This window comes from Vibrio genomosp. F10 str. 9ZD137 (assembly GCF_049974785.1).
Classification (GTDB): Bacteria; Pseudomonadota; Gammaproteobacteria; order Enterobacterales; family Vibrionaceae; genus Vibrio.
In genome coordinates this window covers 18,066-32,581 of sequence record NZ_JBNGCJ010000238.1, presented here as the reverse complement: position 1 = coordinate 32,581, position 14,516 = coordinate 18,066, and the positions used below count along the sequence as shown (strand labels likewise).

The 14,516-nt window shown below is 39.3% G+C and carries 9 protein-coding genes; all 9 read right to left on the bottom strand.

Features of this window, described 5'->3' with window-relative positions:
- Positions 1 to 729, bottom strand: a 729-nt coding sequence (locus ACP45E_RS03675; RefSeq protein WP_141707211.1) for a class I SAM-dependent methyltransferase, incomplete at its 3' end; no start/stop codon positions are given.
- Positions 730 to 1,325: 596 nt separating this feature from the next.
- Positions 1,326 to 3,272 (bottom strand): N-6 DNA methylase, encoded by a 1,947-nt coding sequence (locus tag ACP45E_RS03670; RefSeq protein ID WP_241824261.1) that lies wholly within the window; start codon positions 3,270 to 3,272, stop codon positions 1,326 to 1,328.
- Complete coding sequence (locus tag ACP45E_RS03665) at positions 3,262 to 5,049, bottom strand: AAA family ATPase (protein ID WP_017038622.1); 1,788 nt, start codon at positions 5,047 to 5,049, stop codon at positions 3,262 to 3,264. Before ACP45E_RS03665 ends, ACP45E_RS03670 begins: the two co-directional genes overlap by 11 nt.
- Complete coding sequence (locus ACP45E_RS03660; protein ID WP_017038623.1) at positions 5,049 to 8,042, bottom strand: type I restriction endonuclease subunit R; 2,994 nt, start codon at positions 8,040 to 8,042, stop codon at positions 5,049 to 5,051. Before ACP45E_RS03660 ends, ACP45E_RS03665 begins: the two co-directional genes overlap by 1 nt.
- 2 nt (positions 8,043 to 8,044) lie before the next feature.
- Positions 8,045 to 9,226, bottom strand: coding sequence for a restriction endonuclease subunit S (locus tag ACP45E_RS03655; RefSeq protein ID WP_017038624.1), 1,182 nt, complete (start codon positions 9,224 to 9,226; stop codon positions 8,045 to 8,047).
- A 1-nt stretch (position 9,227) separates the two neighbouring features.
- Positions 9,228 to 10,688 carry a type I restriction-modification system subunit M gene (locus ACP45E_RS03650; RefSeq protein WP_017038625.1) on the bottom strand — a complete coding sequence of 487 codons (1,461 nt, stop codon included), beginning with the start codon at positions 10,686 to 10,688 and terminating at the stop codon, positions 9,228 to 9,230.
- Positions 10,685 to 12,835: a DUF262 domain-containing protein gene (locus tag ACP45E_RS03645; protein WP_017038626.1), complete on the bottom strand. Its 2,151-nt coding sequence runs from the start codon at positions 12,833 to 12,835 to the stop codon at positions 10,685 to 10,687. The genes ACP45E_RS03650 and ACP45E_RS03645 overlap by 4 nt, the downstream gene beginning before the upstream one ends.
- Complete coding sequence (locus ACP45E_RS03640; protein WP_017038627.1) at positions 12,835 to 14,313, bottom strand: type I restriction-modification system subunit M; 1,479 nt, start codon at positions 14,311 to 14,313, stop codon at positions 12,835 to 12,837. The genes ACP45E_RS03645 and ACP45E_RS03640 overlap by 1 nt, the downstream gene beginning before the upstream one ends.
- Positions 14,310 to 14,480, bottom strand: coding sequence for a methylation-associated defense system helix-turn-helix domain-containing protein MAD1 (mads1, locus tag ACP45E_RS03635; protein WP_017038628.1), 171 nt, complete (start codon positions 14,478 to 14,480; stop codon positions 14,310 to 14,312). The genes ACP45E_RS03640 and mads1 overlap by 4 nt, the downstream gene beginning before the upstream one ends.
- Positions 14,481 to 14,516 lie beyond the last annotated feature (36 nt).

The following is a 14,516-nucleotide window of genomic DNA, read 5'->3' as shown; positions in this document are numbered from 1 at the left end:
TCTGTCGACCACAGAACCAGAGTGAGCATCGGCAATCCGCAACAGGGTGCGAAGTAGCGCGAGTTTGTAGGTTGCCGCTTTATTGTCATTAACCACAATATGTCGAATTTTCGTCAGATCGCCAGAGCCATCATCAGGCAAGCTCATCACCACCGTTTGCCACGTTACATCGTCTCGATTCAATGCGTCTGAATTCATCGATGACACATGTCGAACAATTAACGCAGAGTCTTTTGCCAGTTGCTCTAGTTCTTCTGCACTAACCTTATATGATTGGCGGGTGTCATTAAAATCACCATGCCTTAGTGAAATGACTAGCCGACCATTCGGTGCCAACAAATTCGAAAGTTTTCGAAAAGCACGTTCACGATGCGAAGGCGCGACGTGCATCCACACTGCGCTCACTAGAATAAGATCAAAGCGAAAACCCAAGTTAATCACTTTGTTCAGCGAAGGGAGTGAATCATCGATCCATGTAACATTGGTCCCAGTATGCTCTTGCCCTATCTTGCGCATCGCTTCTGCGGGCTCAACAGCAAAAACATCGCAATGTTGCTCTTCCATCCAAAGAGCATCTCGGCCAATTCCAGCGCCAACATCCAAGACTCTGTCTTTCGACAACGGCCAGAATGCTTTCCACGAGCCATGCACAGACTCGAAATTCGTCGCAGTGTATTGCTCGAAGCACTGCTGTGCATTGTTGTCGTAAAAAGAGATTGTTATAGACATATATCCAACCAAGACAGAAACTTACCTTGATGATATATGGCTTGGTTGCATAGTGCGAGAAAGCATTAGACTTGAATGACCTTGTGAGAGGTGGATCATGCTAAATGATAGCCAATTTACTCTAGGCTAAAGGCATCTGCTTTTAAGAATAGGTTAGACAGCAGAGTTATGATTGTAATTTGATGTTTTATAAAAATGAATTACAGGCTCACATAGAACAGTTGCTTTATTTATTCAGGTTTATAATAAGAACCTTTGCTGAGCGATAGTTAATTAAATTCTAGTGGCCAGCTAATTCCAATATATTTCACCTCTAGTATCTCAAATGGGACAATCCATAGCCGATGCCCATCACAAATCATCATTTTTCTCAGTGTTACTAGCAGTGTTACTTTAAACGAGGAATTTAAGACACAAAAAAGCCCACACTAGGTGGGCTCTTTCGTATAATTTGGTGCCGCTACTGGACTCTACTATCTAGCTTATCCAATTGATACAAATAGATATTATGAAATTATAGCTTTGAGGTGTTACCTCTAGTGTTACTTAAACTAAAACTAACCATTTACTTATCTAACTAACCAGCAAGATAAGCATCACTCATTCAATGCCTTATTGAATTCTAAAGGAACACAATGGCTAATAATTGATTTCTCTGTCAACTTATCCAATAGTGCTGTCTGAACTTTTAATGACCTTAGTAGTTCAGTTTTTTGCTCTAACATACTGTCAAACCACTTAGCTAAGTCAACTTGTTTCTCGTATGATGGAAGCCCTATTTGAATATCTTTAATTTTCGCATACGAGATTGAAGGTTGTGCTGAGCCTCGTGCTGAAGAATTCAGATCTAAGCTTCTCAATACATGAGCTAAATATGGCAAATAAATTTTCATTGACGTGTGAAGTTGAACACTAAAAGAGTTGTCAGTTAACCAAATAGGACCTGTCGTATAATGAACATTACCACAATGAGCTCCTACTCTACCTATTAGGATATTTTCACCTTCTAGGTTAAAGTCATTATAGTAACCAATAATTCCATTCCCACCATAGACTGGTACGCTACCTTGATCACCCACCTCAGAGCGGCTTAATTTTCTACCCGATTTGGTCTTAAAGATTTCACCAATAGTAACCTTTTTCCCAAACTCAGTTCCGTTGGTTTTTTCCAAGATATTAGAGAATTGGGAGATTAATTCATGGTATTTTCCACTTTCATCTTTAAGATGTTCAACTTCGCTAAGAACATCAAAATCATTTCCCTTAATTTTTTGTCTAGGCAACTCTATACAAAGGTTATAATCGTTTCGACTTAAAATATCTTGTCGGCTAACTAAACAGGAGTTAAATCCTTCTGACCTCACTGAAAACCTCTCCACAAAATCAACTAAATCGCCTTCAGAAATCTGACTTTTTTTACCGAAACTCTTATTATCAGATAGTTCATAAAACCAAATATCATTACAAGGCTTAGCATTATCAAAAAATAACACACTGGCTTTGACCCCTGAATAAGGATACAAAGCTCCCGTGGGTAAACTTAGAATTGAATGCAAATTAAATTCTGTCAATATTTCTTTTCTAACATTCAAAAATTCGCTACTGCTATTAAATAGAGCGCCATCAGGAACGACAATTACTGACTTACCACCTATTTCAAGACTTTTCATAGATAGTTTCAAAAACATCAACTCTAAACTTGAGGTTTTACCATAAATTCTATAGTTATATTCTTCATCACTTGCTACCTTACCAAAAGGCGGCATTACAAAAACAGTGTCGAACTTTCTGCCACTTTCATCCATATATAAAAGTGAATCACCTAAATGAATATTATTTATATCATATCCCTTAAGCAAAATATGTAGAGAGCTAACCAAATTGGCAAAGGGGGAAATGTCCCTTCCATAATGATAACTGCGTTGCAAATCAATACTATTACGTGCCAGGTAATCTAGAGATTCAACTATAAAACTACCAGTACCTAGTGCAGGGTCATATATAGTGTTACCAGCAGTAGGGTTTGTTACTTTTACGATAGCCTTAACTAAAGCTCTTGGCGAGTAATAAGCGCCTGAAGTTGAAGATTCATTAACCATAACCGATAATAGATCATCATAATCCTGTGCAATATCCTCACTAGTTTTAACGTGATCAATACCTGAAATTAGAGCATCAAAAACTTTCTTTGACTTAAATTTAAAAGGTATATTTTTGAACAAAATTTCTAATTTATACAAATCACTTTCAGTAAGTCGTTTTTCATAAACGTACTCACTATCTATGATTAAAGCTTTTAAAGCGGTCTGAAACATTGAAAAGTCATTATCATCGAAGGAGTCATAGTAAAAACTCTCGAATAAATCACTAAATGATCGATATCTTCTTGGTTCAGAATCTAATATCAATAATGAATCATATAAATACTTTAAAATCAAAAGCAAGGAAAGTTGCTCTATAGCATCAGTTATATTATTTATTCCATTATCTTTTCTTATCACACCTAGCAATTTAACCAGTGCATTCTCTTTATTATTCATCATCGCTTACCAAGTAGTTATACATATCGACTATATCTTCACTAATTTCTTCTGGTGGCATTCTATTAATATATTTTTTAGTTTTTATCACACAGAATCCATCACCCTCATTTATATGAGAGTCTACTATTTCTTTCACTGGCTTAGATTTTAACATCGCCAGCTGTTCATTATTAGAACCGTCGATGGTTTTGTCACCTGAGGAGCTTAATCTTAGCTTAGATTTTGCTCCCAAATTAAGCTCTACCTCTACATTTTCAATATCATCGGAAAGTGCTGTATAAGATAGAAGGTAGTGTTTTATCTCTCTCCTTTTCCAAGATAGTGTATGGCTTTTCAAAATAGGAGATAGAGTTTCGACCGAACCTCCTTTAAGCAATAAATTACACTTCGCTGTTCCTACATTTACTATAGGCAGTTCATCTCTATCACAAACTAGGTATACGTTTCTCGTCTTATGGGCTTGACCATTCAAATATTCAGTGAAGCTTCTTAACCAAGCTAGTTTTTTTCCTGCAAAAACCTCACTACCCTTACCCTCATAACCAGAATGACACTTAACGGCAATAAAATCTTTTAGTGATTCATCAATATATTCTTCGCTATAGGAAGCAGACTTCTTTCTCTTGATTAACAACTTAAATTGTTCCCAGTCATTTTCGTCATCAATCAAAACAACATTTTTAAACATAGATATAGCTTGGAATTTAACATTATTTATCTCTGATAAGTCCTTAAGCCTTTCGGATAATCTTTTGAGGTTATTAGCAGGTTTTATCTGTCCTTCTTCAACCACATTTAACCGTGAGATTCCTGACTTTGCAATGGAATCTAGTAAATGAGTAGTCGTTAATATCTTCCCTTCAATATTTAAATAAACACCCCAAAGGCGTTCAATATTCCTGTAGTGGAGATGTGAATCCGCCTCATCCAGCAAAAATAGCGTATTGTTTGAATCGAAGATATCAATTAATGCATAGAGAAAAAGTAACTGATACTCTCCATCACTAAAGTCCTCTAAGAAAAGATCGGCTCCATTTCTACTAAATTGTAATCTAAGGCTATCCTTCAAGATAAAGAAGTTATTATCTGAAGCTTGAGTAAAGAACAACACCCTCGCGCCAAATGATTGCTGTTCGTTTAATTCAAATGATATATTTGAAAGAACCTCTTGAGATAGATGGAGCTCCACTTGTTCTAGTGGTTCTTCGAAGTTATATTCACTAGAAACCAGAGTGTTTATGAAGTTATTTAGTGTTTGATGATAAGGTTTATTAGTAATGACGTCCGAGTTTCCTGCCTTTTCATCTTCCAGTGCTTGCTTTACAAGGTTCGTATAACTTTTATCCACTTTTACTTTAAAAGAAAGCTTAGTCGTTTTATCTTCATCAAACTCACTTTCTATTATATAGTTATTTTGCTTCAAAAAACTTCGGACCAAACCATCATGTTTGCTGGTTGTTGCTAAAAATATTAGCAACTTTGACAATGACTTATCATAATAAAAACAATCTAGGCTCAGTGCATTCTTTTTAGCTCTTTCTGCATTTAGGTATTCACTAAAATGATTAGAATAACTTTCATTTTGGCCTGACGAAAAACACACAACCTTTAAGTCTTCGTATAACGAACCCTTAAGTTTTTCATCAAAAATAGACTTTAATATCGTTGATTTACCAGAACCATTCCCACCGATGAACGTAGCGATTTTGTCAAACGTTAACTCCTGTGGTTGATCATGAAGAACGTTAGGTGGTAGAGGGAGTGAAACAGTTGCCATTAGTAATATTCCTTAATGTACCCATAGGCCCTGTCGAACAGGATCTGGTCTGTGTGCAGCTTGTATTTGAGTAATGCCTTACGTAGTGACTTTTGTACTTCACGTTCGCCGCCTGTGGTGTTTTGCCAACCAGGGAAACGTACGATACGTACAATGGCATCGATGTCAGTAACAATGCGCTCAACTACCGCAGGTGTTTGGTCGTCTTTAAGCTCTAAAAAAAGATCCGTTAGGGCTGCTTTGGGTGTTTTCTCTTGAAGCTCATCGTCTAAATCTTTTTCAGCCTGAACAGTTTCTTTAGCAATCTTACAAAGCTCTTTAACGAAATCGATTGAGGCAATTAGCCCCTTCTCGGCTTTGTCACGCAACTCTTCTAAACGCTCACTAAGCGATTTGAATGCTGGTAGATCACCACGGTCTTTAAAGCGTTTAGCTAGGGCTTTTTCTAATTGCTTAGTTTTGCGTGGATCAGGGTTATTGAAGATGTTCTCAATAACATCCGCATCGAGTACAAACTCTTCCAGGTTGTGAACATCACCGACATGTACGTTGTCGTGTATCAGCTGCGTTGTCTGGGCTCCAAGGGTTAACCACAGAAGTTTACCGATATTGTCAGATGCAGGTTTCACTGACTCATAGACTTGAGCTAACCATTTATAGTCTTCATTATATTCATCAAGAACACTGTCTGGAGAGAGCGATTCCCAAAGCTTGGCTAGGTATTTAAAATCGAGTGCGAAGGCGTCTTTCTTATCGTTGTCCCCTATCGCGTTTTGGGCAGCCTCTAGCCCTTCAAAACCGTCTAAGGTTCTATCTACGCCAACAAAGTGAGCCAAGGCATCTTGCATCGCTTTGGGTAGCTTAGAACGTAGTTCAGCGAGGTTTGAAATTACTTGTTGAACACTTTCTTCATCAAACTCTAGTGCTTTCGCTGCATCATCAAACACACCAAAGTAATCGACAATACAGCCGAAGGTTTTATTTGGGTATAAACGGTTAGTACGACAAATTGCCTGTAGTAACGTATGGTCCTTGATGGATTTATCTAGGTACATGGTTTGACATATCGGCGCATCAAAACCAGTAAGCAGTTTGGCCGTCACAATCAGGAATTTTAGTTCTGATTTTGCGTCATTAAACTCATCCACCAGCTTTTCTTGCTGGCTCTTGTCTACTGCCCATTTTTGCTTGAAATCTAAATCATCGTTGGCACTGGTGGATATGACGACCTTACTTGCTGCCTCATCGAAGTGTTTATCAAGCTCTTCTTTGTATTGAACGCAAGCATAACGGTCTGGTGTGACTATCATGGCTTTAAAACCATGCGGGTCGACTTTATCCATGAAGTGAATAGCGATGTCTTCAACGATCTTTTCGACACGTTCTGGTGATTTCAAAAAAGCTGACATCTTGGCTGACTTTTGATTAAGCGCATCGGCTTCTTCATCACTCAGCGCTGCACTTTCTTTAAAGTCTTTAAATGCCTTGTCTAACGCTTCCTTGTCTACATGAACATCAACTAGGCGTGGTTCAAAGTGTAGAGGCAGCGTTGCTTCGTCACGAATAGAGTCATGGAAGGTATAACGCGACATATAGCCACCTTGGTCTTCCTCTGCACCAAATGCCCAGAACGTATTTTTATCGGCTTTGTTTACTGGCGTACCGGTTAAACCAAATAGGAAGGCATTAGGTAAGGCTGCGCGCATTTGACGACCTAAGTCACCTTCTTGGGTTCGGTGTGCTTCATCCACCAGCACGATAATATTTTCACGGGTATTCATGTTGGGCTTAGCATCGCGGAACTTATGGATCATGGAAATGATGATCTTACGAGTATCCCGCTCTAGCATTCGTTGTAATTCTTTAATGCTATCGGTTGATTCCACATTAGCGACATCAGCGGCATTAAATGTCCCGCTAATTTGGGTATCTAAATCGGTTCTATCTACCAGTACAATAACAGTTGGGCTTTTAAGCTTTGCGGCACGGCGAAGTTTTTGTGCCGCAAAGACCATTAACAACGACTTACCTGAACCTTGGAAGTGCCAAATCAAGCCCTTCTTGATCTTCCCCTCAATGACACGATCAACAATTTTATTGGCACCTTCATATTGCTGGAAGCGTGGGATAACCTTAATGCGCTGCTTCTTTTTATTGATGGTAAACAACGAGAAGTTACGCATGATATCGAGTAAGCGTACTGGGCTTAATAAATCTGTTAGTTCTTTACCGATCTCGGTTAACCCTAGAGCTTTTGATGCTTGGCCGATGCCTTTTGAATCATCGTCTTCTTCAGTGCGCCAAGGGGCCCAGAACTCTAATGGGCAACGGATTGCGCCATAGAACAACTCTTTGCCTTCTGTGGCAAACGACAAGATGTTAGGGACAAACAGTTGCGGTACTGCATTTTCATAAATGCTATGTACTTCATGAGCACCATCTAACCAACTGACTGATGGGCGAATGGGTGTTTTCGCTTCACCGACTACTACCGGAATACCGTTAATCATCAATACCACATCAGGTATTTTGGTTTCTCTGTGATGGATACGGAATTGATTAGTAACGACATAATCGTTACGAGTTAAATCATCAAAATCGATTAATTTAACGGGCACATGACGGTTGTTCTCGCCAAACGGCATGGTTTTTTCGCCTGTCATCCAGGCGAAAAACTCTTCGTTGGCTTTTACTAAGCCAACTTGATTTACCGAAATTAAAATAGCGCGGAGTTTATGTATTACTTCATCAGCTAAATACGGGTTAGCTTCAATTTCTGGGTTAAGGCGAATTAATGCTTTAACCAATTCAGATTCAATTAAAACCTCGTTAACACCACGGCCAAGTTGCTCTGATGATTTGTACTGCCATTGCAATGCATACGTAGCTTGAGGCTCAGAGACTTGATTCTCGTACTGAGCGTCGTTTAAGTTAACGCCACTCATTTTATGGATGATGTAGTGTTCCACACTATTTAATTCGGTAAATCCCATACCTAAAACACCTGATTGATTAAAGACAATTTTAACTTCTTGAGATGGACAGATTCAGCCATTATTTTGTTTTCAGTATCATTTACTTGTTCAAACTTATACTTCCAGAGCTCTTGAACATCTAACGGAATCATTGGGATTTGAAGTTCTTTCAACTCGACAGCGGTTAAGTGTGCTATTGTAGTGTGTCCCGTTAACGCTTTAAATGTCCCTGAAAAACTAGACCATTGCATAAATTGCAACATAATTTCAGGCATTATCTTTCCATCAATACTTCGAAGTCGGTGTAATGCCTTTTGGTAATAACAATTCTCAACATCTTCTCGCCAAATAGCTGTTCGACCAACCTCCCCCCCCTCACAAACAAGAAGATCTCCATCCCTCAAGTCAAACTTGACTTTTTCTTTCTCGGTAAAATCCATTTCATTTAGTTTTGTGGTAGTAATACGACCCCATTGGACATTCTGATTGGTTAGGTACCTACACGGAGACAACCCTTGCTTTGCCTTGGATGACAACATCTTCCCTAGTTGAACATCAAAAACGTGCTTTAAGCTAGTCTTATCCCATTTATTGACAACGAACAGTTCAGCTCTATAAGCCAGAATCAACTTTTGGCATGTCTTCAATAATTGCTTAGAATGTTCTAAGGCTTGAGTGCATGACTCAAACAGTTGAATTATCTCCCCCTGCTTTTCAATTGGTGGTAAAAGAAACTCATATCCAGCCAAGTCTTTCCAATTCACATATGGATTGACTGATCCTTTTGAGTTCTTAATTGAATGTTGAGAATACCCTTCCGAAAGCATAATAAATGGCAGTAATCGTCTATCAATTTTGTCTTCGTTAGCTTTCATTACAAAAGTCGTATTAGATGTAATACCTTCAAATGGGGCTATAGCCACTTTGCGTAAGTAAGTACGACGGGAACCGTAGAGGATATCGCCTTCTTCAAACTTTCGAATAAAAGCAGGGCCTAAATATTCATCTTTTAATTCACCCCATTCACGTAAATGAATATCTTCAGAATACATATGCTCGCCTTTAACATAGCGTGTTAGCTCTGTATTTTCGCGATCAACAGTTTGCTTTTGCTGTATGGCAACATCACCAAACCTAACTAGCTGCCAGTCACTTCTGTCTATATTTAGTTCAGCAACTGCTTTTTCAAATATTTCCGTCATTTTATTCAGCCACCTCAAACAATTTGTTCATTGATACCTTTAAATCGTCACCAGCCTTTTGCCAGTCTGATAACGCTGATGAAAAGCAGATATCACTATCTGAGTTGTCTTTTTTGACGTAGAAATTAATATTCATATTGCCATCTAACGCTAAAATTTCTTCATTAGTGGCAACAGCTGAGTAATGTGGAATATCAGTAAAGTCTTTATATGCCTGATATAACTTATTAATGTGTTCAGGGGTTAGGTAAGCTAGTCCTTTATTATCGACTACATCATCTTTACCATTAATAAATAAAACTTTGCCTTTGCGGTCAGCAGGTTTATTTGTATTACCCACTAAAATCATTGCTTCCATTGGCGAGTTATAGAAAAGATTCGCACCTACACCAATCACAGCTTCAATTTGATCTGATTCAATCATTTTTCTACGCATAGCAGCTTCTGCATCTCTAAACAAAATGCCATGAGGCCAAAGTATTGCGAAACGACCATTTTTTAAATCTAAACTCTTATGAATATGCTGTTGAAAAGCATAATCTGCGCAACCTTGCGGAGGTGTTCCCCACAAATTACGACCAAAAGGATCACTTTCAAAGGCTTTTCGATCCCATGATTTAATCGAGTATGGTGGGTTAGCGAGAATCACATTAAACTTTTTCAGCTCGTCATTTTCTAGTAAAGCTGGGGTTGTTAATGTATCACCTCGAACAATATCGAACTCTTCAATGCCATGCATGAACATATTCATACGTGCAATAGCTGAGGTTAATAGGTTAATCTCTTGGCCGTATAATTTAAGAGTGCGGTACTCTTTACCTTCATCTTTCAAATGCAAGGCACAGTTAAGTAATAAACCACCAGAGCCACAGGTAGGGTCATACACTGACTCACCCGGTTGTGGGTCCATTATCATGGTCATTAATTTAACCACAGTACGGTTGGTGTAAAACTCTGCCGCGGTATGGCCGCTGTCGTCAGCAAACTCTTTAATCAGGAACTCGTAAGCATTACCTAGCTTATCGTCCGGTACATTCTTTAGGCTCAGCGTTTGCTCGGAATAGTGCTCAATTAAGTTGGTAATCATTGCATCAGAAAGACGATCTTTATTGGTCCAGCTTGCATCACCAAAGATACCTTCTAGGGTATCGGGGTTAGCCTTTTCAATCGCACGCATTGCATTTTGTAGAACTAAACCAATATTGACTGTAGTTTCACGCACATCGTTCCAGTGAGCACCTTCTGGCACTTGGAAATGATGGTTTTCGGCAAAAGCGGCGTATTCTAAATCGCCATCACTTTCAGCAAGTGCATTTTCAAATTCTTCATCGTACACATCAGAGATACGCTTAAAGAACATCAATGGAAAGATGTACTGTTTGTAATCCCCCGCATCAATGGTGCCGCGTAACGTAGTCGCAGCGCCCCAGAGGTACTTTTCTAAATCTTGTTGGGTCATCATGCTGATGCTTCCTCAGTAGATGGTGATTCGGTACATTCTTCTTCATCCCTAAGAAATGACAAATGCAGTAACTCTAGTTTGTCTTCATCACTGCCTAGCTTTAACTCCCAACGCTCCTCTAAGAACTCAAGTAAGCGAAGTCCTCTTTCTTCAATCTGCATAGCTGTCCACTCTTCTTCCTGAGCAACTTCAATTTCTGAATATGAACCATTTTCATAGCCATTTCGAACCACTTGCCCTTGAGTGTTCTTTTTAACTAACTTCTTAGCAGTGAACGCATCATTCTGTAAGCTTGAGTTGATACTCGAAGATAGTGGGAGCAAATTCCCAAGGGATCCCCTCAAGAGTATCTGCTGTTCTTCTGTAAAATCAGAAAATCGTTCACACCAATACTGTTCAGAAGCCGTCTGCGGATATATATGCTCAATTGATAATTTATCTTTTGCACTCTTAATAAAATTATTCCAACCAATTTTAGGTTGCCCTCGCTTTATCTTGAGATCTTCTTCGTACTCGAATAGGAAGTAGCGCAAGTCATTCCAACCATAAAAACCAACGCTGCCACCACTATATTTTTTAGCAATAAAGTCTTTGAAGTAGTTAGTCTTAAATGTGCCATCTTCCCTGAACGCCCAAGCAATATGGTTCCTCAAGTCACCAATAACTTCCTCAATAGGCTTTGGTTTAGAAGTTTGCCCTACTCGGTGTTGAATAGAGCGAGCGCAACGATAAAAGTGGCTACTACCTGAATTCGATTGAGATCGACATAACCGAAAGTTTATAAATATGAATCGCTCAATTTCTTTAAGTAGATTCAGTCTTTCATCACAACCTTTTTCAGTTGCCAAAATTGCCGACATAATCAACGGTCTAAAGTAACCCACTTTAACCCTGTTAATCTTATCCATATAAAGCTGTTCATCAATTGACAGCTCATCAGAGTCACTGGGGAAATAAGTGCTATACCACGCTTTCGCAGCAACCTTTAGGCTTTTAACGTAGTCATTAATTTCATTAATGGTCCGCTTTGACTCCTTAACTGTCAGGCTTTCTTCTTCACTATTTTCATCATCATCGGCATCTGCATCATCAGACAACTCAGCCGCATAGTTGATTGCTTTTGTGCTGGTCTCCAAGTTTTCAAGAATATTTTTCGGTGAAAAGTAGTCATCCAAAAGGAATCGTATGTAATCACTTCCCGTATTCCGGCTGTACTTAAAGTACATAACCCAATGAGCACGCAAGAAGTCATCATCATTTAGCGGAGAGAGCTTGTTTCTACCCAGCTGGTTGTATATCTCCCCCCAGGTAGTATTAATGTTTTTCCGTGTAGCTTCTTTCGTCGACTCGTCCACTTCCGTAGGAGAGTAGAGCGTGGTTAAATAAATCAGGCGATTTTTCAACAGTTCTAAATCTGATAGCCGCTTACCCCGGTTATTCATAGTTTCAAAAGCTACAAAGACATCGAAGTTGTCATCTATCTCGTATAAATTAAATAAGAAGCGTTGAGTTAGCTTTTCAAAAAGAGTCTCTAAGGCACTCAGTCCATGAGCATTTACCAATAGCTCAACATTCTCTTTAAAAAATGACTTAGCATTTTCCAAATTTAATGTATAAAACGTTTCTTTCAGCGAGCCTGCGTCCGGCTCGCCAAAGACTTTATGCCTAAGAAAATCAAAAGATGGGTTGTCCGAGTCATAACCAAATTTATAGGTTTTAATCACCCGATTTTTTGGCTCTTGGATGACAATATATTTCTCTTTGATTTCCTTTAACGGGTATTGACCAAGAAAGATTTCGTTTTCTGATAGTTTTTCATTTGAAGGATGATGCTGAACGGCTTCGATAAGGCATTGAAGAAATATTGATACAGTCGTCAACCGTTGCTGTCCATCAACAACATAATGAGGTTTGAATTTTCTTCCTTCTATTAGCCACTTTTCGTCATTCCATGAACACCAAGTCGTATCGGAGACCTCTTTTATAGAAATAACACCAGTATAATGAGAACGGTGATTACCTAAGCTAATTAGGTCTTCCCAAAACTCCGTTAACTGTTTTTCTCCCCACGCATAACCACGCTGGTAGTCCGGTATACGGAAAATTCTCTTTGTAAAAATATCGTCTAAAGATTGAAGTTCTTGCATTACAGGAACCTCTTTAATACTTGCTTAAATTTCTCTTCTGCATCAAGGCTCTCTTGCCAAGCTTGCTTCAAATCTGCCATCGCTTCTTCAACTGATGGTAGGTTGTCTTCAATGATCTTTTCTACATACAACGGGATGTTGAGGTTGTAGTCGTTTTCAGCTAGTTCATCCATTGAGGCTACTTTTACGTAGTTCTCTTCATCTTGATAATTGTGGTACCAATCGTAGATCTGCTGAACATGATTAGGTTCTAGGAAATTTTGAGCGCGACCAACTCGAATCTGATCTGATGCATCAATAAACATCACCTTACCTTTCTTATCAGCGGGTTTGTTTTGTTTAAACACCATGACACAGGCAGCAAGCTGAGTACCGTAGAACACGTTAGGACCTAAGCCTATAACGGCTTCTAACATATCTTGCTCTAATAGTTGCTTTCGAATCTTACCTTCGGCTGCTTTTCTAAATAGTGCGCCATGAGGAAGTACCACTGTCATACGGCCAGTGCTATTCATGGACTTAACCATGTGCTGCACCCAAGCCATATCGCCATTGCCTTTAGGTGGCACGCCAGCAATGTTTCGACCGTAAGGGTCGTTAGCCCAGTTTTTTGAACCCCAGTCTTTTAGAGAGAACGGTGGGTTGGCAATCACACAGTCAAAGGTTTTAAGACCGTCAGCTTCAAAGAAGGCTGGGTGACGCAAGGTATCGCCACGTAGGATTTCAAAGTCCTCAATGCCATGCAGGAACATGTTCATTCTTGCGATAGAGCTAGACGTTAGGTTCTTCTCTTGTCCAAACAGTTTAAGTGTACGGTAGTCTTCTTTGTTGTCTTTTAGGTGATCAACACACTCAAGCAACATACCACCCGTACCACAAGCCGGATCATAGATAGTTTCACCTTCATGAGGGTCTAAGATCATACCTAATAGATGGACGACCGAACGAGGAGTATAGAACTCACCTGCTTTCTTATTGGTTAAATCAGCAAAGTGCTTAATTAGATACTCGTAAGCATTACCCAGCATATCTGGTGCAACATTTTGATTGCCCAACGTATGTTGAGAGAAATGCTCTACTAAGTTGATGAGCAGTTCATCAGAAAGCTTATTTTTGTTACTCCATTGGGCATCGCCAAAAATACCATATAGGTACTCCTGGTTTGCTTGCTCGATACCGCGTAGTGCATCTTCAATCGTGATACCAACACTGGTTGTTGTTTCACGCACATCGCGCCAGTGGCAACCCGTTGGAATCTCAAAACGGTGCATTTCCGGCATTGATGCGTACTCTTCATCGCCACCAGACTCTTCTAGCGCAACGCGATACTCTTCATCGTAAACGTCTGAGATACGTTTAAAGAACAACAATGGGAATATGTATACTTTGAAATCTGAAGCGTCAACAGGGCCTTTTAAGATCCATGCAGCTTTTGATAGGTACTGCTCTAATTGGGAGAGCGTTAGTTTTTCGGTCATTTTTTACTCTCTTCTATCCAAGCTTCTAAGTCTTCACGCTTAAAACGCCAAGAGCCACCGACTTTAAAGCCTGGTAGCTTGCCTTCACTTGCTAACCTATATGCTGTTTTCTCGGCCAACTTTAAGTAAGCAGCCACCTCTTTCAAGGTTAAAATTTGGTCTACCATTCAGAGTGTTATCTCGTATTGGTTTAATTCATCAGA